A 25,352-nucleotide genomic window follows, 5' to 3' on the forward strand; every position below is an offset into this window, starting at 1 on the left:
TATAGACAGAAAGAGAGGTGATATGTATGGCAAACAAAACAGCAACCATCCTGGCAAGAGTAGAGCCTGAAGTAAAAGAAGAAGCAGAGGAGATTCTGAGGCAGCTTGGTATATCAAGCTCTGTAGTCATAAATGCACTTTATAAGAAAATAATAAGAACAAGGGGAATACCTTTTACATTCGACTTATCTACTAATCCTGTAGCCAGGGATGAAATGACTGACAGGGAATTCGACATTATGATGGAAAGAGGCCTTTCTCAGGCAAAAAATAATGAGAGCCGCCCTGCAAAAGATGTTATTTCTGACATTAAAAAAGATATAAGGGAGTAAACCCTGAAAAATGGTTTCTTGTAGATGAAGGACCATGGAGAACGGAAGGAGTAAGGAAAACAAATATTGGAAATTATCTTGTTTATTTCTGGATTGATGTTGAACACGCTGCGGTGCAGGTTACCGGTATTGTTCACAGTTCAAGGGATCAGGATAAATATTTAAAGCAGATGATTTTAGAAGAATGATTCTTTGAAATTCTTCAAAAAGAAAAAGGCTCTGGGCCCTCCGCTTCCAGCAGTGGGTCGAGTCTTTTACTTATCTACATAATATCAAAATGTACGTGAAAGTCAATAAATATGATGCTCTTTACATAAATTTCACTTTTTCACAGGTTATTTAGGTGGAAATTCTATAAGCTGTAAGGTCTTTGTGATCACAAGGATTCGCTTAACCCTTGATCTTGTATTGAAGTTTATCTCTATTTGTGATAAACAGAACTTCTCTGGCAATTTTACATATCGAAGATCCAAAATAATGTAAGGCGATTGTCCTTCTGCACTTACAATACATCTTTCAATTGTCCTCTTGCTGCTACCTTCAGGACATTTCACTTCCCATTCAAGGCCATCCATCATAAAGTCGGGTCTACGATTCCCGGGAATGTTACTTGGTGGTATAAATGTTATGTTCTTTTCTCTTTCAGAGAAAAACCTTGCTGTTTTGAGCTCCTTTTCTTCCGGCGGGGTATTTAGTGCTGATATATCTATTGTTCCTGCCATTACTTCCTCCGACACAAATATAAATGCAGATATAATTTTATGCGGAATCGTTGTTTTCTGCAATACCAAGCTTGCTTATTCCTTCCTGTTAAAGATATATATTAGATTAATGTCATGTTAAATTCTCAATTTAAACATAATTATTAAATACTATATTTTATTGTTATTTAACAATAACTTTATACAGGTCTAAGAAATATCCGATAAAATAATTATATGCAACCATAACTATTGATTTATTAAGCAAAAATGTTTAATTATCAGGCGGAGATTTTACTTGACAACAAAATGTAACAAAACTAAGCTCTTAACAGCACAGCACAGCACAGCACAGTATATAACTGTGTCCTTTTTGCGTCTTACGACCGCGAGACGTTTGTAACTGAATATTACATTAGAGATGGATAACCGTCGGATCTGACGGGGTATTATGCCCTGTCAGGTTCGGCGGTTTTTGCGCGTAGCAATGAGCCATGCGCAGACGGAGTCGCTAGCGGCATACGAAAGCTTGCTTGCAGGATGACGTTAGCGAGGACGGATGCATACGGCGAAGGCCGCGACAACTCGAAATGCGGAGCATTTCGAGTATGTCGGCATGGCGGGGGAAGTATCCTACGCGCATAAAAAGGTTCAGCGGCGGCCATAACAGCCGTGAATATGAAAGGAGACAGATTGCTTATGAAAAATAAGAAACGTTTTTTAGGATTCCTGCTCAGCCTTGCGCTGATGCTGGGGTTGATGCCGGGGATGAGCCTGACGGCGTATGCGGATGAGTGGGAAGGGAATCCCTATGAAAGCCTTAAAAACACCACAACAGTGATAAAGTTTGACAACAAAGATTGGTATCTCATTGAGGATGAATCTACGGCTGCTAATGCCGGAACCGTGACATTGCTTGCCAAGGATTGCGTTAGGGCATCGGCGTATAATGGTAGGGGATCGGGTGCTAATTACACTGGTTCTACCGTACAAGGTATTGTAAATACATGGTATGCAGGCAATATTTCGGAAGATGCCAAAACAGCAGTCAGTGGTGGCGAGATGTTCCTGCTGACAATTGCCCAGGCAAATGCAATAACAAGTGTTGATGTAAGAAAATGCTCAGCACCTGGAACACAGAACAACGTATGGTGGCTCTGCTCGCCCGGCACCAATAGTGACTGTGCGGCGTTTGTGTCCGCCACTGAGGGCAACGTAAACAGCGCTGGCAAAGAGGTCTATAAGATGCAAGGTGTCCGCCCCGCTTTAAAGCTCGACCTGAGCAAGGTGGTATTTAAATCTAGTAAGAATACTTTTTCTCTGCCAACGGAGTATACTGCACTGGATGAAAGTACCCAACTGGTCATAACTATCAAGCGAGGTGGCACCGCGGTGACCGAGGGTGCTCCGCAGATCGGTGATGTTCTGACTGCTGAGACGGATGCAACTGATCTGGTTTATGAGTGGTATCGTGACAATGTGAAGATCGACAGCGCGACGGAGAGTACATACACCCTTACCACAGCCGATCTCAGCAAGGCGATCTCTGTTAAGGTTTATCAAACTAAGGACGCGGACGGCAACGACGTGTCAGAGGATAATCGTCCTACTCAGACTTCTACCGCTACCGCAGCGGTTGAGAAGAAAACGGCTGCGGAGCTGAGCGCGGACGAAGCGAAAACCAACGGCATTACCTTCACTTATACGGGTGAGACAATTTCCGCAAATAACGGCTATGAGGTTTCTTCCACCAATACCGGCGACGGAACAGCGATCACATCGCTGACGGATATTCTTGACGGCGAAGGTACGCCGACCATCTATGTGCGCACAGCGGCGACCGATGATACTGCCGCCGGCGCTTGGGTAGAGGTGACGCTTACCGCCCGTCCCGCCGCGCCGACCGGACTGACCTCGGAGCCTCCCGCCGGGACTGCGAACGGCAAGATCAAGGGGACGACCGCCGACATGGAGTACAAGCTGAAGAACAGCACAGGCGGTTGGACGACGGCATCCGCAAGCGAGACGTCGGTCGCCTCCGGCACCTACCTCGTCCGCACCAAGGCGACGGATACCACGCCCGCCGGCAGGGCGACCGAAGTGGCGGTTGTTACGGCCATGGAGAATGTGAACAACCTGATCGACGCACTGCCGGAAGCTGAAAATGTGACGACCGCAGATAAGGACGCCATCGAAGCGGCAAGGGCGGCGTATGACGCGCTGGGCGACGACGAGAAAGCGAATGTTTCCGCCGACACCCTGAAGAAGCTGACCGACGCCGAGGATGCGCTGGCGGCGGCGACAGTAAGCTACACGATCAACTCCTTGCCTGCGGCGGCAGATGTGACCACCGCGAACAAGAACGCCATTGAAGCTGCAAGAGCTGCGTATGACGCGCTGACTGACGACCAGAAGGACAAGGTTTCCGCCGATACCCTCAAGAAACTGACGGACGCTGAGGGCGCGTTGGCGGCAGCAACAGTAAGCGACACAATCAACGCCCTGCCCGCGGCGGCGGATGTCGCAATCACTGACAAGGCAACTATCGAAGCGGCGAGAACGGCATATGACGCGCTGACCGATGCACAAAAGGAATATGTTTCCGCTGACACGCTCAAGAGGCTGACCGATGCCGAGGCGAAACTAAAAGACCTTATCGACGCGACGAAGGCACAGGAAGTAACGGACGCGATCACCGCCCTGCCTGATTTCAGCAATGTGACCGTCGACAACAAGGCCGCCATCGAAGCGGCGAGAGCGGCTTACAATGCTCTGACAAATGATCAGAAAGCGTTGGTTTCCGCCGATACTTTGAAGAAGCTGACCGACGCCGAGGATGCGCTGGCGGCTGCGACAGTAAGCGATGCGATCAACGCCCTGCCCGCAGCGGCTGATGTGACCACAGCAAACAAGGATGTCATCGAAGCGGCACGGGCAGCATATGATGCGCTTACTGATAAACAAAAGAGCCAGATATCTGAAGAAACACTAAAGAAGCTTACTGATAGCGAGGCTGTCCTGGCAGAGGTTCTTAAGAATACCGGTGATACGCAGCAGAATCCTGATGGAACCAAGACTGTTACAAAAGAGAATGCTGATGGCAAAACAATATTGGTTACCAATTACAGCAAGACTGATGAACAGATTTCACAATTTGTCTTCAAAAAGGCTAATGGTACAAAATTAGACCTCAAAAATGTAAACAGCAAGAGCCTCAAAACAGTAGTCGTTCCTGCAACAGTAAAAGCAAACGGCAAGACCTACAAAGTTACAAGAATCCGCAAGGGATTCCTTAAAAACTGCAAGCAGGCAATAAAAGTGGATATAGGCAAAAACATCAATACTATCGACAAGAATGCTTTTAATTACGGTAAGAAAGTCAAGACTGTAATAATTAGAGGAAAACTAAAGAAGGTTGGAAAAGGCGCCTTTAAGAACACAAAGAAGAATGTGATCATAAAGGTAAAGACCGGAGCCAAGAATTTTGAGAAGAACAAGACGCTTCTTGAAAAGTCAGGCCTTCCTAAGAACGCAACAGTTAAGAGAGTAAAGAATAAGAAGTAAGATAAGTCCTCCTGTCATTATTTCGCAGTAATGGCAGGAGGATTTTTATGCTGTTTTCGCTTAGTGACATATTGTGGAAGGGGCAAGATAAATGGATCCTGAGTTCGGAGTACACGGTACCAGGTTATGTTCCTAACGCATGTCCCATGGAAATCAACCGTTTATCTCAGCTACGCGGCAGAGCATACGAAAATATGTGTGCAATCGCTACATGTAACTATCCCGCTAATCATCCTTTGAGCATGACCAGGAAACATACTATTTTAGATCATCCAATAATCGGATACTTTGTTCTTTTTATCTTTGTTATGCTTTTTTCATCTATTGGTGCATCACTGATAGACAATCCACTTTCAAATTTTATACCGGGTTATGCAAAAGAAATGATCGGATTCGGTACAACTGTGAAAAATGCGTCCGGTATCGGAGCCGCTATAGGTGTCATTATAGCAGCAATTATATTTGCATTTTGGTTCAGACCTGACCTCAAAAACTTTCTTAGCTGGAAAGGCTTTAGGTGGGGCATTCAGGTAGCATATTGTATCGGAGTTGGAGCTGTTTTTGGAGCTGTATATTTACGAACTGCTAATCTGTGGGTTGTGATGATCGCGCATTTTACACTGGATTTTGTCGGCCTTATTAACAGTTACTATACTGCAAACGGAGGTGCTTCGACACAGCTGCTTATCAGTGATTGGACTAATCTTGTGGCATCTGCTATTGGAATAGTGACTGCTCTTATCCTGTTATCACCCAAGCACTACCCGGAGATAATGGAACTTTGGAAAGAGAAGTGGAGTCAGTAAGATATAGGTTACTGAAATTGCAGCCGGTGCTTTTAAGGGTAATAAGAAGCTTAAGAGTGTTACAATTGGTAAGAATAAATGGGATATTTAATATAACCTTCAGAAGCGCCTGTGTTATACTATTATTAAATTCATTTGGGGTTATTGAAATATTGGAGGGCGAAAATGGAGAAAAAAGTTAATCTAAAAAAGATACGTAGCAGGATGAAAGGGCTTTTGGCGCTTGGACTTGCTATATTTATAGCTTTGGGCGTGATGCCTTCTATGCCGGTTCATGCAGCTTTATCTTACTACCAATACCATTTTGTGAGATTCGAAGATAAGGCTGGTTTGTATTTTGAAACCCACAATAATTCAGGTGGCATTATCTACGAATGGAGAAAGGCCCCATCATTTAATGGAAATTATTATATAGACACAGACCTTAATCTTACCAAAGAGGGTGAAAAAGACTATTTGCACTATGCCGCAAAGGATGAAATGCAAAATACAGTAACCTTAAAATTTGGAGAACCCCAAACTGAAGGAAGAAACGCAATTATTTTTGGTTATGTTGGACCTGCTTGTGATGTAAATTTGATATTAGATGGAAATCTAAAAATGGATTCACCAATAGTAGATCAAAGTTATCATGAAAATACTTACGCATATGTTGGCGGAACAATAATACAAGAAACTGGTGAATATGATCTTACGCTAATTACAGACAATGAACCATGGATCCTTGATGTTGTTACTGTTAGTAAAGTTAATTCAATCGCTTTCAACAAGTCAAAACTGAACTTCAAAAAAGGTGATTCAGCACAGTTACTTACAATTGCTCCTAAGCTCAATCTCAACAGGTTTGATTGGGAATCAACTGATCCCAATGTAGCAACAGTTGACGAAACCGGAAAAGTAACACCTGTAAATGATGGTACTGCAACAATTACAGCTACTATGAAGACTAATGCCAATATCAAGGCAAGTTGCACTGTAACTGTAGGAGAGCAGCAAGGTAATTCTGAAGACACAAATGAATCAGAGAATAAGAAGGATCCGGAGCCAACAATAAATCCCACAGTTGAGCCAGCAAAATCTTCTGAAGCAGCATCTGTTAATGAAGAAAAAGCTGAACAGCTCAATCCTAAGCAAAAGGGTACAACTCTTTCAAAGCCCAAAGCAAGTAAAAACAAAATCTCACTTTCTTGGAAAAAACAGACTGCCAAGGGTATAAAGGGATATGAAATCCAGTACAGTACAGACAAGGGTTTCAAGAAAGACGTTACAAATACTGTTACTATTAAGAAAGCAAAAACTACTAAAACAACCATTAAGAAGCTTAAATCCAAAACAAAGTATTACGTAAGAATTCGTACCTTCTCCAAAAAGAACGGCGAAAAGGTATACTCAAAGTGGAGCAAGATTAAAAGCGTAAAAGTAAAATAACACCCAAGCAGAAAACCTCTTAGCAATATGCCTAAGGGGTTTTCTTTTGTCAATTTAAGTACAGTTGATAAAAATGAGCCTGATTTATCAAAGAGAAATAAATGGGTAAAACTCCTGTCACCTGAGGAAGCTTCAAAAATAAGAGAAGCGGCAGATAGTCTGGTAAGGAGTGTTAGGAGGCAGAATTAATGCAGATGTATGTGGAGAAATTGTATGCAAACGTATAAAATAATTGCTGTTATAGAAGGCGGACATAAATATTGTAAAAATTGTTGTACTTGTTGTATAAGTTGGTTTAAAACCCCAAAGCTATATAAAAAATAAAGATTTGCAATTAGTATTATAGAAAAGGTTTTAATTGGGAGCTGGTAAAAGATGAAAAGTTTTTAGATGAAGATTTTATTTTACAAACTGAGACTGCAAAGCATATAACGCAAAGAGATATTTCGGAATCTGAGAGGAGGACTTTTAACATGGAGAAGCTTAGTTACAAACTATTGGAGGAAAAGGGGTACGATGGATACCTTCTAAAGGATGCACCGGAGAGGGTTCTTCAGTTTGGCGAAGGAAATTTCCTTCGTGCGTTCGTCGATTACTTTATCGATCTTATGAACGAAAAAGCAGGATTTAACAGCAAGGTTGTTTTATGTCAGCCAATAGAACATGGACTCGCTGATATGATAAACGATCAGGAAGGTCTTTACACACTTTATTTACGGGGACAGGAAAATGGGCAAAAAGTTAATAACAAAAGAGTTATTTCCAGTGTTTCAAGATGCCTTAATCCATACAGAGAATTTGATGAATTCTTAGCCTGTGCCAAAAATCCCGAAATGAGATTCATTGTAAGCAACACTACAGAGGCAGGTATAGCTTATGATCCTTCCTGCAAACCGGAGGATAGACCGTGTGCAAGTTTTCCGGGAAAACTGACACAGTTCCTGTATGAAAGATTTAATAACAAACTTCCGGGATTTATTATTCTATCCTGCGAGCTCATAGACAGAAACGGAGATGAGCTACTAAAGTGCGTAAATAAATATATAGATCAGTGGGGATTGTCTGAAGAATTCAGAGACTTTGTATATAATGATAATATTTTCTGCTCCACACTCGTGGACAGAATAGTTCCAGGTTATCCGAGAGCAGAAGCTGATGCTATTTGTGAGGAGCTTGGATATAAAGACAATATTATTGATACGGCTGAAGTGTTTGGCGCGTGGGTTATAGAAGGACCGCAGAAGATTAAGAAAGAATTTCCTGTGGAAGAAGCCGGACTTCCCATACTTGTAGTAGATAATGTTGATCCTTATAAAAAGCGCAAAGTAAGAATCTTAAACGGTGCGCATACATCTATGATTATGGGTGCATATCTTGCAGGACAGAATATTGTAAGAGATTGCATGAAAGATGATGTAATAAGGGGATATATGAATAAGGCTCTCTATGATGAGATTATTCCGGTTCTCAAGGGACTTGATAAGAAAGATCTTGAGGATTTCGCAGCCGCAGTTACAGACAGATTTGCAAATCCTTTCATTGACCATGAACTGCTTAGTATTTCCCTGAATTCAGCATCTAAGTGGAAGGCAAGAGTTATGTACACAGTACTCGAGTATTATGAACAGAAGAAGGAGTTACCCAAAGTACTGACATTTTCGTTTGCTGCATTTCTTGCTTTTTATCACAGAGGTTATGAAAAGCGGGAATGCGCTCTGGTTGCAGAAAGAGACAATAATGAATACCTTATCAAAGATGACGAATGGGTACTTGATGCGTTCCTTGCTCTGAAAGATGCTGATAATGAGAAGTTGGCAAGAGATATTATTGCCAATGAGAAGATGTGGGGAGATGCGCTCATAAAACTATCCGGATTTGAAGAAGCAGTTATTAAAGACCTTGCCCTGATAGATGAAAAGGGCATGTATGAAGCCATGAGGGAGGTTCAGGGTGAATAGTATCAGGATACATCCTCTGGATAATGTTGCAGTTGCACTTAGAGACCTGGAAAAGGGTGAAATTATAGATGCATCTGAAGATGGGTTAAAAACTATTGAGGCAATTGGAAGAGGGCATAAAGTAGCGCTTAATGACATAGCCGAAGGATCCTCGATAGTAAAATACGGAAACTGTATAGGCATTGCCACAGATGAAATAAAATCAGGAAGTTTTGTGCATGTACATAATGTCAAAACCTCTCTTTCTGAGAATTCCAAATTTGAGTATAAACCTGAAATACCATTGCTTCCTAAAGTAGCAAACAGAACTTTTATGGGTTACAGGAGAGCCAAAGGAAAAGTAGGAATCAGAAATGAAATATGGATTATTCCTACTGTCGGATGTGTGAACCGGATTGCGGAGAAATTGGCCAGAGACAATCAGAACCTTGTAAAGGGATCAATTGAGGGATTATATGCATATACCCATCCGTACGGATGCTCTCAAATGGGTGATGACCATGAAACTACAAAGAGAGTCCTTGCAGCACTTGTAAAACATCCAAATGCAGGCGGGGTTCTTGTTCTTTCTTTGGGGTGTGAGAATCTTACTTCAGAACAATTCAAGGAAGAACTCAGGGAATGGAACGGAGAAAGAGTGAAATTCCTTACCTGTCAGGACTGCGAAGACGAGATTGAGGAAGGCAGCAAACTTCTCAAAGAATTGGCGGATTATGCAGGCCAGTCCAAGCGTGAGGAAATAGATGCATGCGAGCTTATTGTAGGAATGAAGTGCGGAGGTTCTGATGGCCTTTCAGGAATAACTGCCAATCCAACGGTTGGCAGATTTTCTGACAGACTTATCTCTATGGGAGGTTCTACTGTTCTTACAGAGGTTCCTGAGATGTTCGGGGCTGAATCAATTCTTTTTAATAGATGTAAGGATAGCGCCACGTTCCATAAAGCAGTTTGTATGGTTGAAAATTTCAAGAAATATTTTGTGGATCACGGACAGGTTGTATATGAAAATCCAAGCCCCGGAAATAAAGCCGGCGGGATTACAACTCTTGAGGACAAGTCTTGTGGATGTGTTCAAAAAGGCGGAAGTGCTCAGATTTCAGATGTACTGGAGTATGCTGAGCCGGTAAAAATTAAAGGACTGTCATTATTGTCAGGTCCGGGAAATGATATGGTATCAACTACAGACCTTACAGCTGCAGGAGCACATCTGATACTTTTTACAACCGGAAGGGGAACACCCTTTGGGGCACCTGTTCCGACAGTGAAGATTTCAACGAATACTGCGCTATATGAGAAGAAAGGCAATTGGATAGATTTCAATGCAGGAAAGGTAGCTGAAGGAAAAGAGTCTCTGGATGAAGCAGGGGACAGACTCCTGGACTATGTTTTGGATGTTGCAAGTGGACAAAAAACCAGGCAGGAAGACGCCGGGTATAGAGAAATATCCATATTTAAGGATGGAGTAACGCTCTGATTCGGAGTAAAAGCCCTTGATAGATGATCTTAAAATGAGAGATTATCTTTCTTATGACAGAATTGCATGTTGTGGTGGTAGCTGGATGGTCAAAGGTGATCTTATTAAATCAAGCGCCTTTGATAAGATTGAGGATATGACAAAAGAAGCTGTTAAAGTTGTTAAGGAAATCAGAGGATGAAAGTCCCAATACTGATGCACTATGGAGTCCAATCAATAGACTGATATTGTTTACGAAAAGCTGCGGGGGGATACCTCGCAGTTTTTTTATGCGAACAGTGAAGAAGTTATCGCTACCTTTTTACCTTCTAAATTAACCAAAAGTCTAGATAACTTCTTCAATTAATTCACAGAAGCGTAGTGATATAAATCTATTATTTCGCTAAATCTCTCTTTAACGAAATTAGAATACGTGTTATAATGTATTTATCAGATCCGCATGGATTCTGTGTTTTCGCATAATTCTATGGTTTTGTTGGGGGTAATTATATGGGTGCTGATTCTGAATACAATCGTAAATTATATCTATCACGTTTAGAAAAATTACATGAACTTGAAGCTGAGCTTCCCGGATATTGTTTATCATTTCTTGATGATAAGGAACTCACTTCGCAGATTAATACAGTTGTATCGTATGCCTATGATCTGATCACTTTCTTTAGGTTTCTTGCAGAGAAAAATCCAATACTAAATGACAATGAGAAAATCAAGGATATTCCTTTGGAAATTCTTGATCAGCTGACATTTGAAGATATCAATGAATTCCAGCGATTTTTGCAGTTTAATAACGGCGAGAATAAGCATGTAAATAAAGAAAAAGGAATTGCCAGACGTATGTCAGCAGTTCGCGGATTTTACGAATTCATGTGCCTTCATCATTATCTGAAAAATAATCCGACACTTGGAGCTGCAAAAAGGAAAAAAGCTCCGAAAAAAGATATTATTCGCATGAATTCTGATGAAGTTAACACATTGATGGATACTGTAATCAATACCAATATTAAAGTTTCCGACAGGCAGAGAGCGTTATGTGAGAAGACTACTCTCCGTGATACTGCTATCTTCACTCTCCTACTCAATACCGGAATCCGTGTATCTGAGTGTGTGGGCCTTGATATAGATGACTTTAATTTTGATGAAAATTCCTTCACAGTAGTCCGAAAAGGCGGAAATACACAGATTCTTTACTTTAACAGAGCTGTTGCGGAAGCTATTAAGGATTATATAGAGTTTGAGAGGCCCACATTACTGGCTGATTCCAAGGAAAAAGCCCTGTTTTTATCCCTTAGAAAAAGCCGCATTACGGTCAGATCCGTGCAAATTCTGGTTCAGAAATACACCAGGATGGCTGTCCCCGGAAAAAAGCTTACACCTCACAAAATGCGAAGCACTTACGGCACGGCATTATACAGAGAAACCGGTGATATTCGCCTTGTTGCAGATGTTCTTGGCCATAAAGATATAAATACCACAGCCAAACACTACGCAGCAATTGAGGATGAACATAGAAGACGCGCAGCAACCATAGATCCATATAATACAGATACCTCTAAAATATAATCAGTAGCGAAAGCGGCCGCACTTTTCAGTCCTGCTGTCAACTATTTTTTTCAGACAAAAAGACCCCTATACCATTTCTGGTATAAGAGTCTTTTTGTCGTCACACTTAACTTAATGACATTGGTGCTTTCACCCCCGAGATCTTTTCCTTTACTTCAATTGCATTATTTAACAGTTATGCTCTTTGCCTTACTCCACTTAGAATATACCTTCTTTGAATTAGCTTTCTTATAAGTCCTAACCCTTATATAGTATGTTTCTCCGGACTTAAGCTTCTTGATCTTTTTGGAAGTTGTCTTGGTCTTGCCAATTGTGACTATCTTGACATCCTTCTTGAATTTCTTATCCATACTATACTGAATCTCGTAACCCTTGATTCCCTTTGCAGTCTGCTTTTTCCAGGAAACAGTAAAGGATTTCTTTCCTGCCTTCACCTTAGACACAGAAGTTTTTGCCTGCTTTTTATCTACGGTTTCCTTCTTCTCTTCCTCCGAAGGGCTTACAGGCTTTTTAGTCTGATCATCAGTAGCTGCTTCCTGCTGGCTATCAGGTGCCGGGTTTTTATCCTGCTGTCCATCATTAGTATTATTATGTTCCTGCTGGTTCCCTCCCTGATTAGCATTATTATAATAATGATGTGTATTATCATTAGAATCATAGTAACCAACTAAGAGATATCTGTGACTAATGCCATCAATTCTGAGAGAATCATAGTAATTGGTCTCATTATCCGGTTTACCATCTTTATTATCATCCAAACGATAAATAGGTTTTTGACCAGCGCGAATGTCCACTGTCTCTAACAGTGTATAAACCCATCCCGATCCAGATATTACCGGAGTATCAATGCTAGCAAATACCAAATTTGACAATCCTACATCCTTAACATTCGTATAATGCTGCCCAAGGGAAGTGTAGTCTTGCATAGTTTGTGCTTTTGAAACATTAAAATTACTTAAATTTAAATGAGTCATTGATCTGCAATAGGTGAACATACTATCCATATATTTCACATTAGAAGTATCAAAAGAACTCAGATTAAGACTAGTCAAATTCCCCTGTCCACAAAACATAGATTTCATATTAGTTACTTTTGATGTATTGAAGCTACTAAGATCCAAAGAAGTCAGTTTTGAATATGTTGCATAATTTTTTGAATCATCTACATCTACATAGAACATATAGTGCATATCTGTAACATTCGACGTATTAATGCCCGTGAGATTAAGCGTCTGCAGATTTCTGCAATCCCAGAACATCATGCCCATATTAGTAACATTCGATGTATTCAATCCAGAAAGATCCAAAGATTGCAACGACACACAGTCTGCAAACATTGATTCCATAGTTGTTACTTTGGAAGTATCAACCCCTGTAAGGTTAATAGTTTGCATTCTGCTGCAACCTTCAAACATACTTCGCATAGATGTTACGTTAGATGTCTTAAAATTACTAATATCCAAGGTGGTAAGGCCTCGCAAATTTTTAAACATATACATCATATTTCGAGCGCAGCTTGTATCAGCACCGGAAAAATCTATTGTTTCAACCGTGTCGACATTTCCTCTCACTATCCCATCGGCACTGTATGAATAGCCTTCGTCAATTGGCCAGTTGATATTAGGTATGACTTTCACACCATTAACAAATTTGACCTCGCGAACATGAGTTTCACTATTCAAGCCTAAAGAGCTAACTACTACAGGATAGTTTCGTCCCTTAGATGTTGTTACATGGCTATCTATTGTTATGCTGGATTTTTCTCCACCATATCCTGTTATAATGTATGCCGGCTTTGTTTGACCATCACTGGTGTCATAATATTCTCCAAATCTACCCCCAAAATCCTGAAGCCAGTCACTTGTCACATAATCATCATCATCATCGTCAGCTTTAACACTGGTTCCATTACAAACTAAAAGCATGGCGACAAAAAGTATGGTTAAACAATAATTGACATATTTCTTTGATAACAAATTTCTCATAAACACATTTTCCTTTCCTCTATTTAGTCCTTTATTCTTCTAAAAAATTTTATTTTTCTCGATTCATTCATCACCTCTTTATCACATTAATCAAAAAAGACAGATATCCTGTATCTATCTTATACCTTAATGATACCACCCCCCCCGAAAAATCAACGAAAAACATCCATTTTATGCACTTTTAAGAATTTGTTAAACCGTTATTTAGTACTCAAATGAAAATTATGGTGTCCATTTTATTTCTACTTCAAATAAGATGAGAATAAAACCCTCACACGGTGAAATAGTAATGAAATAATGAACATAAAAAGGGGATCTCACCCAGATAATCCGACCATCTAAAGTGAAATCCCCATCACTATTACATTATTTTGTTTCAGCAACTTCTTCAGTTTCATTTTTCTTTTTGGATTTAAGATATGTAGCAGCAGATCCTCCTGCTGCGGCGGCTGTTGCAGCTCCTACGGCTGCTGCGGCAATACCGCCTGCCATATTGGATGCTCCGCCGCCTGATGCCATCTGACTTGTAGCACTCTCAATACTTGAAGCAATACCTGATGAATCAAAGCCACTTGAAACAGGTGTGCTTGCTGCAGCTGAACTGGGTGCGGGATTACTTACATAAACGTTAGTCTGATTAACCACAGTTGACTCGACGTTACTGTAATTAACACTTGTATTTCCCCCGCCTGACACATTTACTGATGCTGAAGCACCGGCACTTGCTGAAGCACTTGCAGCTGCACCTGCTCCTGCAGCAGCACCGCCGGCAGAAGCTACAACAACAGGACGCTTATAGAAATCTCTGTTGTGGGCCTTAGCCTTATCAACCTTCTGAACGCTCTTTTTCTCAGCCCCGGTATAACTCTGAATAACATCAGATATAACCTGGCCTTGTTCAAAAGAAAATGACTTAATTCCAAATCTGAAATTAAGCCATTTTTCCTAACATTATTTTTTATTATCTTTATTTAAAACTACGTCATCAGATTTTCAACAGTGTAGCTGATTTCTACTTCCAGCGATTCATGCATTTCATTCCATTTCATCATTACTCTCTCAAGTGGGACATGATAGTCCTCAGCTGAGGCTTTAAGCAGTATCGCTATCACTTTATCATCACCATACTTTGCCACGATATCGCTTCCTCTGAGGCATGAAGCCATGACATCCATATACTTATCTCTGTATTCACTTACATGACCGTTTCTGCTCTCCAATGTAAAAACAATAAAATGAATATCACTGGGATAGTTTTTCTCTACCCGGATAAGGAATCTGTAAACCGTCTTCAGCTGTTCCATAGGTAAAACAAAGGCTCCCCGCTGACCTTCTCGTTCTCCAAGTATCATTCGGATCTCTGAGTTATTATCCTGTTTATTCTCATTTACTTCATCCTCGCCGTGCTTATAAATTACGTAACCGTGTTTTCCGTTATGCTTAGCTTCATATAGTGCTTCATCAGCCTTTTTAAAAAGCGTGTTAAAATCATTTCCCTCATCAGGACAGATTGCTGCGCCTATGGAGCATCCAAGAGGAATGTTCATGTCTTCTGCAAGACATTCTTTTGCGAAGTTAAAGAGCTTTCTGTTTAAGAACTCGGTCCTCTCCCTTAGCATTCTCTCTTCTTTTGTATTCTGACAAAATGCTATGAACTCATCACCACCGACTCTTCCGATTATGTCAGAGGATCTCATGATACTCTTTAGTATTTCAGCGAACCTTATAAGAATCTGATCGCCCTTTTCATGACCGTAGATATCATTAACCAGCTTAAAGCTGTCGAGGTCTATCATCATAAGTATGCCCTGACCATTTCTTACAGCCTGGTCAATTTCGCGCATGCTGGTTGTCTTATTTAAAAGCCCTGTCATGGTGTCGTTCTCGGCAGCAGCCCGAAGGCCTCTTATCTGATCAAGATTTGCCATGATGTTATCTACTCTGTGCAGCAGTACATCTGCCTTGAAGGGTTTTCTGATATAATCAACTGCTCCTATCGTAAGACTTTGTTCCTCTGTTTCGTCACTTGAAAGTGCAGTCATGAACATTACAGGGATGATAATATTGTATTTGGCTCTGAGATTCTCCATCATCTCAAAGCCGGTCATTCCGGGCATGATAAGATCAGACAGAATCATATCGGGCTTAACATCCGCATAGATGTCAATGACCCTTTGTCCTGAATCTGCCGTAACAATATCATATTTATCTGATAGTATTCCTTTAGTAAGTCGTATGATTATCTCATCATCATCTACAACCAGGATTCTTCTTTTATCCATAAGGCACCTCAAATGTCTTTAAGAATCTCCCTAAATGACCTGTACTCAGATATAAGTTCGTAATTATTATCCCTAACAAAATCAATATCGTCTCTGTTTGCTGCTTCTTCAAGTTCCCTTGCCTTATCGGATAGATTTTTAGCTCCGATAAGTCTGGCAGAGCTTTTTAGTGCATGTACTTTTGCTGAATAGTTTTTGAAGTCATCCTTGAAGTAGTACTCTTCAATTTCATCTGCTTTATTATCAATAGATTCCTTGAAAAATCTAAGAGTATCCAGGAACAATCCTTTGCTTCCGGAGAAATTGATACCATCTTCTATGCTTATAAATCCGTCCTTATCGAGCTTTTCAATAACGTCCCATACCTTGCCATCATCACCTGAATCACTTGAAGGAACATAGGAATTATCTGCTTTATCTGATACTTTTTCTCCTGCAATTTTCTTATATTCATCAGGAGTTTCATCTGAAAGCTTTTCCTTTGGTATATATTTTAGAAGCATTCTTTCAAGGTCTGGTCCATTAACGGGTTTTCCCATATAGTCATTGAATCCGGCATTAAGATATATTTCTCTTACACCTTCAATGACATTGGCAGTAAGTGCTATGCATATACTGTTGTGGTTCTCATTTTCTGTATTGCTTCTGATTCTCTTAAGAAGTTCAACTCCGTCCATTTCAGGCATTCTGTGGTCTATAAGCATGATGTCGAACTTTTTGTTTTCAAGCTTTTCAAGAACCTCTTTACCACTGGTACAGCACACAAGATTGACCTTTGTCTGTTTTAACAATCCCCTCATAACTGACAGGTTGATTTCCGTATCATCAACAGCAAGCACATTTACTCCCGGTGCCACAAAGCTTGGTCTGTAGTCTTCTTTTTCTACAATAGCTTTTTCTATTGCCAGCTTGTATTCTCCAATAGGTTCGTAGGATACAACCTTTTGCTTTAACTTAACATCAAACTCACTGCCGACACCGTATGTACTCTTTATATCGATATCACCGTCCATAAGATCAAGGAGTTTTTTAACGATACTCATTCCAAGGCCGGTTCCCTCAATAGTTCTGTTTTTAATCTCATCAAATCTCTCAAAGGCATTAAAAATCTTCTCTACATCCTCAGGCTTCATTCCAATGCCTGTATCTGTCACGCCAACCTTTAGGAAAATGGTGTCATCTTCATCTGTCTTTTCATAATCGATGATAAGATCAGCACCGCCTTTTTCTGTATATTTAATTGCATTGGTAAGAAGATTTATAATTATCTGCTTAATTCTGGTGGGATCGCCGTATAGTTTTCCGGGAGTGTTCTGGTTTACATTTATATGCAGGTACAGACCTTTTTTCGCAACTCTGTCATTCATCATGAACAAGACTTCAGAGATAAGTACTGACAATTCATATTCCTGCGGAATAATGCTCATTTTGCCTGATTCAATCCTTGAAAAATCAAGCACGTCATTAACCAGGTTAAGCAGAGTATTTGCAGCATTCTTGATATTAAAAGCATAGGTCTTAAGGTCAGGATTCTGATACTCTCTGAGAATCATTTCATCCATACCAAGAATTGCATTGATAGGCGTTCTGATTTCATGAGACATATTTGCAAGGAAATCACTTTTTGCCTGGGATGCCTGCTCTGCCAGAGCTTTTGCCTGAATAAGCTCCTTGCTTTCGCGTACTTTAACTGATGCGCTTATAAGATACATGGCAAGCACCATCACAAGCAGTAACAGGCCAAAATAAACCGTCATACCTGTTGATTTTAGGAACATAATCTTATGTACTACGGTATCCCTGTCCACACTTCCTGCTATGAAAAGGTCAGTGTTCTCTACTTCTGCAGAATAGAATATTTGCTTACCAATAATGGTATTTTCCATGGAAACAGCTGATGCCGTAAGGTCGCCGCCCATTCTTAGCTTTGAAAACACATCCTGCGCAGAATTACTTTCATAGAATCTATGGTCATCGTTTGTCATGGAGCTCTTAAATACAATAATATTTCCATCCTCACTCATAAGTAGTGGAGTGCCGATAGCTTTAAACTCATCAAGATCATAATATTTTCTGATATAGCTGGATGAGCAAAGTTTATACAAAACATATCTGACATTATCTTCATGAAGCACGGGATATGAAAAGAGAACGCCACCGCTTCTTTGGTATGAAACCGCAGAATATCCATGAAGAGATGTAAGTATTCCCTCATATTCATCAACAGAAAGAGCATCGCCATATAAAGCTTCTCCATCAGCTGCCATAATACCTACAACTACACCTGCATCATGCTTGTAGATGCTTTCCAAAACCTTTATGGTTTTTTCAAGATTAGTATGATTGTCCTCTTCTTCATAGGCAATCAAAAGCTGTCCCATTCTTTGCAGGGTGTACATCTCTGTCATAAGCTGTTGGGAATACAGATTTCCTGCATCATTTGATTCCTGTTGGATTAGGCTTATTGCATACTCATTAATCCTGTAATCAAGACGCTGGCTGATAAGTACACCAAAACCTATCATTACAAGACCAAAAAGTACCAAAACTGCCATAAGGCCTCTGTTGTAGAAACGGAGTCTGTCACTCATAAACCTCTACTCCTTCCACAAACCAGTCCATTCTGAAAAGAAGAGCGTCATCGCTTATTCTCTCCTTCTCATCGCACATCTTTGTGCCATCATTCCTATAGATATTACCCATGAAGCAGTCCCAACCATTCCTGAATTTTTCCATATTCTCATCGATAATAGGTATAAGATATTCAGGAACTTCTTTTGAATATTGGCTAAGACTTACAACACCGTACTGAGCACCCAACCAGTATGCATTTTTACTGCCGATATTACCCTTGAAATAGTCAGCCAGTATGCCTTCATACAAAGGCTCCCATTCGAAAACAACGGCTGTAAGAAATTTATCTGAATGCTCTTTCTTTACGCTGTTATATCCAATAGAATAAACCCCCCGTTCCTCTGCCACATCTATTGTCACAGGATGACTTGCATGAAAAGTAAGCACATCGGCGCCATCCTCATTTATGAGTTTTTCGGCTGCCTTGCGCTCTGCTTCCTCATCGCTCCATGAACCTATGAATCTTACCTTAAGTTTTACATCGGGATTAACTGATTTTGCGCCAAGATAATATGCGTTGACACCTCTGTCTACCTGCGGACAATTTGTACCACCAACATAACCAAGAGTATTGCTTTTGGTCATAGAACCCGCAATAATACCTGACAGATATCTCATCTCGTAGATTCTGCCAAAATACGTAGAGGTATTGAATGCATCACATTCTTCAGATACTGTATAAAAGATAACATCAGGGTAGCTTTCAAGAATTTCCTGACAGTTATTACCAAATCCACCACTAGTTAAAAAAATTACATTACAGCCTTTTTTAACAAGCTCTTCCACAGCAGGGGCTGTAGACTGAGCGTTTTCATCAACATACTCAACTATATCAAGAGGTAAGCCAAGTTTTTCACAAGCCGCACTTAAGCCCTCATAATGTATCTCACTCCAGCCATCATCATCAATTGAATCAATGAAAACTCCACCAATTCTAATTTCCGTCTCTTTTTCAGGTCTGTTGGTAACCATTATAAAAATAATAATGAACGTAAGTATTATGAGTAAAAGAAGGAAAAATATTGTCCAGATATTTTCTCTAACCTTATTCATAGATGCTCCATTCCAATTTATTTATCAATTAAATATTTGAGCACAGCAGCATCACCTATAACCATATCTACGCCTCCGCTTTCAAGTTCATCAAGGCAGTCATCCAGTGTTGCAAGAGGTACTGTAGTTACCGGGAATCCGGTGTATCCAAATTCACTGTTTCCTTCACAGTAATAGTGTCCTATTGTCATATTTTCAACAGCCACAGTCAGATTGTTGTCCGGATTATTTAAAACCTCTTCAACTTCAGCGGCATTTCTTACATTATCGAATAAGTCACACTTATCAGTAGTAACTATTATCTGGCCTGCGTGATAATACGGAATTGAAAAATCCACATATTTTTTTCTTGCATCATTAATCGTAATTCCGGCTATGCAAATATCTGCTTTATGCTGAGCAACAGTCATAAACATAATGTCAAAATTGATATTTTCAAGGACAAGATCTTTTCCGAGATATTCGGCAAGAGCAGCCACATACTCCTTATCAATACCATAAGATTTGTCCCCAATATTATAATCAAAGGGCTCAAAATCTCCGGTGGTAGCAACTATAAGCTGATCCTTTGTATTATTCCTTTCGGCAGATTCTACCGGAACAGGCTCTCCTCCTTCATAATGAGAACAGATTTCCTTGAATTTACCGCTTGCTTCATATTCTTTGATGAATTCGTTTATCTGTGCAAGGAGCTCGGGCTGATTTTTATCTACACCGATACCGTATTCTTCTTCAGTGAGATTTATATCGATTACTTTAATATTATCGTACTTTAAGTGAATATCCTCCCCGATTACTGCTTTACCGCCGGAGCATGCTGTTATTGTAATGAGTAATGAAGTAATTATTAGAATTCTGACCATTCTACTCATATCCAGTCCTCGTTTATCAAAATAAAAAACGATTAATCGATAATACCTCAACCATAATTATAGAATAATTGTATTAAATGCTAAAAAACATAAAGTAAAATTACTCTTAAATCTGATATCAGGCTTATAGAGAGCATTTTAATTTCTTAAGAGTGCCTATGATATAAAAAAGGGAACCTGCAGTTGCAGATTCCCTAAATAAGTATTCGATATTAAATTATAAGAGTTCCTGGAAGCCGGGTACAAACAGATGTCTCGGAATACCATCAACCATGATAGGTCCTACATCCCCCTGGATAAGAGGACGAACATAAGTGATGAACTCATCTGTTACATAAGTGCCTTCCTTGTTGATCCATTCTCTGGGAACGAGACGCTCATCATTAGCAATCTTGTGAACATCCTTAACCTCTGTTCCAGCCTGATAAGGATCATCTGAAAGTCTCTCGATAACTACCATCTTACCGCTGTCGCCTTCATCAGCAGCCTTCATAGCAGCACCACCAACCTCGTAAGCTTCAAGAATATCTACACGAGATGCACAGTGGCTAGCAGCTCTCTGAAGTGTTGAAAGCTCGATAGCTCTGGTCTTGCAGCCGATTTCCTGTGAAAGTACTGTGCAAAGATATCTTGCTGTACCTGTAAGTTGCTTGTGTCCGAATGCATCTACATACTCAACGCCGTTATCATATTCGCTGATGTATTTGCCATCTTTGTCATGGATACCTTCGGAAATAGCAATAACAACGTTTGCCTTCTCCTTGAGCAGCTTCTTAACCTTATCGATGAACTTCTTAACATCGAAGGGAAGCTCAGGAAGATAGATAGCATCAGGGCCGTCACAGTCCTCGCCTCTTGAAAGAGCAGCTGAGCCTGTAAGCCATCCGGCGTTTCTACCCATGATCTCAACAATTACAACCTGACCATGCTCTGTCTCAAGACTCCATCCATCACGGATGATCTCTTTTACAGATGTACCGATGTACTTAGCAGCTGAGCCATATCCCGGTGTATGGTCTGTAAGTGCAAGGTCATTATCAATTGTCTTAGGACAACCAACGAATCTTACTGTAGAACCGGAAATGATAGCGTAATCTGAAAGCTTTTTGATGGTATCCATTGAGTCGTTACCACCGATGTAGATAAAGCAATCGATCTCGAGATCTGTAAGAATCTGGAAAATCTTCTCATAGGTCTCTTTGCTCTCGAAAATCTCGGGAAGCTTGTAACGACAAGAGCCAAGATATGCAGAAGGTGTTCTCTTCAGAAGCTCTGCATCAAGGCCGGTCTTAATGTGATCAGCAAGATCAACATAACGACCTTCCATAAGTCCCTGGACCCCGTGGATCATACCGTACACTTTCTTATACCCACGATCGATAGCTGTACGATAAACACCGGCAAGCGATGAATTGATTGCAGCAGTAGGTCCTCCGGACTGTCCAACAATAACGTTTCTCTTCTCCTTAGTTGCCATGGTTTGTAATACCCCCTTATCTAGTATTTTTTAGGAAATTGCCTTATATATATTGCGATTTCTTAGCATTTCCTATGCAACATGACTATATTTTATCAAACCACCGCGCTGTTGTCATTAATATTAGATAAATTTCTGTATTACCAAAATGATTTTTCTAATACTACTTAACCTTAACGTTCTTAGTCTTACTCCATTTTGAGTAGAGTTTCTCAGCTCCCTTTTTTCTGAAGGTACGGATTCTTACGTAGTATTTCTTTTTGGATGTGAGCTTTTTAATGGTTTTAGATGTTGTTTTGGTCTTATTTATCGTTACTGTCTTAACATTCTTTTTAAAGGACTTATCCATACTATACTGAATCTCGTAGCCCTTAATTCCTTTTGCGTTCTGCTTCTTCCACGATAATGTTATGGATTTCTTGCCGGCCTTTAGCTTGGTAAAGCTTGTACCCTTCTGAGTTTTATCCAGCTTTCCGGGTTCTTCGTCATTTATTTCAACTTGCGTATCTGTATTACTTGTTGTCACCGCGGATGTTGAAGGCTTATCTGTATCATCGGATTCAGAACCAGGCGTATCAGCTTTGGGGAATTTGATGGTCAATTTGGAGAAATATGGATTTCTTTCTTTTATGCACTTCTGTTTTGCAGCATTTGAAAGAACTATAACCTTATCTCCATGGACAGAGTTGCTCTCATGAAGAATACATTTACCGTCAAAATCTTTCAAAATGATATCCGGAGTTCCATTATTGTCAACATCCAATTCATAGAACCTTGGTTCAGAATATGTAGTTGTCAGAGCATGATCGATCTGTTCTACCCAATATAATGTATTATAGAAGGGATCATAAGGATTAGTACAGTCAAAAGCACTAATGTCAGCTTCTCCTCCGGTCATATCCAAGGTGCATTCGCCATTATTCAGCTGTGGTATTTTGATGATCATTGGAGCATAATACGGTAACTTGCTTCCATTCAAAAAATCAAGCTTCAAATCTTTTTCATCAATTATAAAATCACCAGAGTAAGTACATTCATCCAGAACATTTATCACCATGATTGATCGCGAGACATCATAAGTATCTAATGTTACATCTGCCTTTATGTCACCTATGCCATCACTATTTAGATCAAATACTAAATTATGTAAGTCAGAAGCTGTTCCTACTAACATACTTGTCTTGACATAATTAGCAGTGTAAAAAGCTGTTAAAGCTTCTCTTCCTCTAAGCACAACGGAAGGACTTGTCAGTTGTATAGTATATGTCCCTTTATTTCCGTATTTTTTCTCAATTGTAACCTTATTTGCAGGAGACCCGCTGTATGTTGCGATACACTTCAAATCTACCTTCGTAAGTATTTGGTAGACTTCCGGTTCTGTAACAATCATTTCTGAATCTTCAAATGTAATTTTTCCACCTCGTGTCGCAACAGCCATATTGGCAGATTTGATGGATGTCTTTCCGCTTTTAAAGTGCAAATTACTATCATCGATCCAAATACCACCGCCAGATTCTTTCATTGTTATGTTGCCATCTATTGTCACTGTTCTTCCAGCGTACATGTGGTCTAAGGTTTTATAATAAATACCGCATGAATCATTTGGAAGTTCAAAAGTAACGTCACCTTTTATAGTAAGATCAGTTGTAAAATTTGCATAAACACCCGCTTTAGTCGATTCCCCGGATATTTCTTCAGTTGTCGTTGTTGTGATTATTGCATCGTAGAATGTTAAAATATGCTTATCAGAATCATATGTTGCATAGCCGCTACCATTTGGCCAGGTAATATGATTGCGGTTATCATATGTAACCTGTGTACCCCCTATCCAAAGTCTATAGGCAATTGAGCTTGCTGCTCTGGCAACAGCCTTACCCCCACTGAATAAACACAATGCTAATGTCAATAATACCAAGTTAGTTATAAATGCCCTGATATGTTTCATCTTACCCTCCTCTTATCTTTTGTATTTTGCTATTTCTAAATCATGGTTGTAAAACCATTCTTTAGCCTATTCCCAAAAACAATTATAGCAAATGATTTTTTAAATATGAAAATAATGCGATACGTTTTTCAATTTGTTATAATGTTCTCGCAATCATATACATATAGTTTTTGTTTTGAATTGGAGGGCGGGATAATGAAGAAAAGGAACTGGTTTTCTGTAACTAAAGTATTGTCATTCATAATGGCTCTTGTAATTTCTCTTGCATTTATCAATCCAATATCTGCAGAGGCAAAGACAAAGACCATTAAATTGAAAAAAGCAAATTCGTATCTGTCTTATGTAGAAGATATCGAACCTGTCTCAACTTTAATTCCCAAGACAGGTAAATATAAGATTGTTCAGAACAAATCAAACGGAATTTTCCATGGATACTTAAAATTTGTAGCTCCAAAGACCAAGACTTATACTATTACACTTAGCAATCTGAAATGCAAAGGAAAGGAGCTTGTTTACGGAGGTGTTAACATATCCACTCCCAAAAATGACGGAAGCGACAGTGTCATGAGCATAGTACCCAAAACAAAGGGCGGCATCATGTCATTCAGCTCCAAACAAAAAGGTGGATCGCTTGTCAAAAAAAGAAAAGGAACTATTAAGCTGACAGCCGGTCAGGTAATCTATCTGGAATATAACATCATCGTAAAAACCAAAGGAAAGAAGCTTACTTCAAACCTTCAGATAAAATAATCATTTTTATAATTAGCTAAAAAGGACGCCCATTATTGAGCGTCCTTCATCTTTATTACTTCAAATTTTCAACATTATTCTGATACTTCTATTTCCTTTATCAGAAATTCATTGCCCTGAACCAGGTATGTTTTCTCACTGCCACAGAAAGGACAAATCCTACCATGAGCTATTGTTCCATACTGCTTACCACAATCAGAACACTCCGTAATCGCAGGTATAGGTTCGATATTGAGTTTCGTTCCTGATACAAAATCCTGCTTTGCCGAAGCCCAATTCCAGGCATCAGTAAGAAAATGCGGAACAACAGATGAAACTTCACCCAGCTCAATTGTTACTGAATCAATCTTCTCGATCTTATTCTCTTCTGCTACTGCTTTTAAATCATCAATTATATGAAAAACAACACCTAATTCGTGCATAAATTAAAACCTCAATTTGGAAATCAAAAAACAATAGGGATAAATTTCAAAAACAAGTATATTCAGCCATTGGCTTTTCAAGAATGAATATATTGTGTGAAGCTGCTTT

General features: G+C 39.8%; 19 protein-coding genes. 9 read left to right on the forward strand and 10 right to left on the reverse strand.

Going from position 1 to position 25,352, the window contains the following annotated elements; genetic code table 11:
- The first annotated feature begins 26 nt into the window (after nt 1–26).
- On the forward strand, nt 27–332 hold the full coding sequence (locus G608_RS0102330; protein ID WP_026494664.1) for a type II toxin-antitoxin system RelB/DinJ family antitoxin: 306 nt from the start codon (nt 27–29) through the stop codon (nt 330–332).
- Between the two features lie 335 nt (nt 333–667).
- On the opposite strand, the gene G608_RS0102335 is transcribed toward G608_RS0102330, so the two are convergent.
- Nucleotides 668–1,054: a hypothetical protein gene (locus G608_RS0102335; RefSeq protein ID WP_026494665.1), complete on the reverse strand. Its 387-nt coding sequence runs from the start codon at nt 1,052–1,054 to the stop codon at nt 668–670.
- Between the two features lie 678 nt (nt 1,055–1,732).
- Between G608_RS0102335 and G608_RS0102345 the strand changes: the two genes are divergently transcribed.
- From G608_RS0102345 to G608_RS19590, 7 genes are all read left to right on the forward strand, one after another.
- A complete protein-coding gene (locus tag G608_RS0102345; protein WP_026494666.1) occupies nt 1,733–4,597 on the forward strand; it encodes a leucine-rich repeat protein in 2,865 nt (954 codons plus the stop codon).
- A gap of 47 nt (nt 4,598–4,644) precedes the next feature.
- The gene (locus G608_RS23500) at nt 4,645–5,403 is read left to right on the forward strand and encodes a CPBP family intramembrane glutamic endopeptidase (protein WP_026494667.1); all 759 of its coding nucleotides are present in this window, start codon (nt 4,645–4,647) and stop codon (nt 5,401–5,403) included.
- A 165-nt stretch (nt 5,404–5,568) separates the two neighbouring features.
- On the forward strand, nt 5,569–6,831 hold the full coding sequence (locus tag G608_RS23505) for an Ig-like domain-containing protein (protein WP_026494668.1): 1,263 nt from the start codon (nt 5,569–5,571) through the stop codon (nt 6,829–6,831).
- 473 nt (nt 6,832–7,304) lie between these two features.
- Nucleotides 7,305–8,789: a tagaturonate reductase gene (locus tag G608_RS0102360; protein ID WP_026494669.1), complete on the forward strand. Its 1,485-nt coding sequence runs from the start codon at nt 7,305–7,307 to the stop codon at nt 8,787–8,789.
- On the forward strand, nt 8,782–10,263 hold the full coding sequence (locus tag G608_RS0102365) for a UxaA family hydrolase (protein WP_026494670.1): 1,482 nt from the start codon (nt 8,782–8,784) through the stop codon (nt 10,261–10,263). Before G608_RS0102360 ends, G608_RS0102365 begins: the two co-directional genes overlap by 8 nt.
- A 34-nt stretch (nt 10,264–10,297) precedes the next feature.
- The gene (locus G608_RS22755) at nt 10,298–10,444 is read left to right on the forward strand and encodes a hypothetical protein (RefSeq protein ID WP_081677280.1); all 147 of its coding nucleotides are present in this window, start codon (nt 10,298–10,300) and stop codon (nt 10,442–10,444) included.
- Nucleotides 10,445–10,752: 308 nt separating this feature from the next.
- The gene (locus tag G608_RS19590) at nt 10,753–11,823 is read left to right on the forward strand and encodes a tyrosine-type recombinase/integrase (RefSeq protein WP_051208727.1); all 1,071 of its coding nucleotides are present in this window, start codon (nt 10,753–10,755) and stop codon (nt 11,821–11,823) included.
- Nucleotides 11,824–11,987: 164 nt separating this feature from the next.
- Here the strand turns inward: G608_RS19590 and G608_RS22110 are convergent, their stop codons facing one another.
- The 8 genes from G608_RS22110 to G608_RS0102415 form a co-directional block, all read right to left on the reverse strand.
- Nucleotides 11,988–13,808, reverse strand: coding sequence for a BspA family leucine-rich repeat surface protein (locus G608_RS22110; RefSeq protein WP_051208729.1), 1,821 nt, complete (start codon nt 13,806–13,808; stop codon nt 11,988–11,990).
- 366 nt (nt 13,809–14,174) lie between these two features.
- The gene (locus tag G608_RS0102385) at nt 14,175–14,504 is read right to left on the reverse strand and encodes a hypothetical protein (protein WP_026494671.1); all 330 of its coding nucleotides are present in this window, start codon (nt 14,502–14,504) and stop codon (nt 14,175–14,177) included.
- A gap of 281 nt (nt 14,505–14,785) precedes the next feature.
- Complete coding sequence (locus G608_RS0102390) at nt 14,786–16,090, reverse strand: diguanylate cyclase domain-containing protein (protein WP_026494672.1); 1,305 nt, start codon at nt 16,088–16,090, stop codon at nt 14,786–14,788.
- An 8-nt stretch (nt 16,091–16,098) separates the two neighbouring features.
- On the reverse strand, nt 16,099–18,681 hold the full coding sequence (locus G608_RS19600) for an ATP-binding protein (protein WP_051208731.1): 2,583 nt from the start codon (nt 18,679–18,681) through the stop codon (nt 16,099–16,101).
- A complete protein-coding gene (locus G608_RS19605; RefSeq protein WP_051208732.1) occupies nt 18,674–19,777 on the reverse strand; it encodes a BMP family ABC transporter substrate-binding protein in 1,104 nt (367 codons plus the stop codon). The genes G608_RS19600 and G608_RS19605 overlap by 8 nt, the downstream gene beginning before the upstream one ends.
- Nucleotides 19,778–19,794: 17 nt before the next feature.
- Entirely contained in the window at nt 19,795–20,649 is an 855-nt protein-coding gene (locus G608_RS0102405; protein ID WP_035794316.1) for an ABC transporter substrate-binding protein, read from the reverse strand.
- Between the two features lie 217 nt (nt 20,650–20,866).
- Complete coding sequence (locus G608_RS0102410; RefSeq protein ID WP_026494674.1) at nt 20,867–22,126, reverse strand: 6-phosphofructokinase; 1,260 nt, start codon at nt 22,124–22,126, stop codon at nt 20,867–20,869.
- Nucleotides 22,127–22,289: 163 nt separating this feature from the next.
- Nucleotides 22,290–24,071, reverse strand: coding sequence for a fibronectin type III domain-containing protein (locus tag G608_RS0102415; RefSeq protein ID WP_026494675.1), 1,782 nt, complete (start codon nt 24,069–24,071; stop codon nt 22,290–22,292).
- Between the two features lie 195 nt (nt 24,072–24,266).
- On the opposite strand from G608_RS0102415, the gene G608_RS0102420 reads away from it, so the two are divergent.
- Nucleotides 24,267–24,821, forward strand: a complete 555-nt coding sequence (locus G608_RS0102420) for a hypothetical protein (protein WP_026494676.1) — start codon at nt 24,267–24,269, stop codon at nt 24,819–24,821.
- 74 nt (nt 24,822–24,895) lie between these two features.
- Here the strand turns inward: G608_RS0102420 and G608_RS0102425 are convergent, their stop codons facing one another.
- Nucleotides 24,896–25,243: a hydrogenase maturation nickel metallochaperone HypA gene (locus G608_RS0102425; RefSeq protein ID WP_026494677.1), complete on the reverse strand. Its 348-nt coding sequence runs from the start codon at nt 25,241–25,243 to the stop codon at nt 24,896–24,898.
- Nucleotides 25,244–25,352 lie beyond the last annotated feature (109 nt).

This window comes from Butyrivibrio sp. WCD3002, from assembly GCF_000424265.1.
In the GTDB taxonomy this organism is placed as follows: Bacteria; Bacillota; Clostridia; order Lachnospirales; family Lachnospiraceae; genus Butyrivibrio.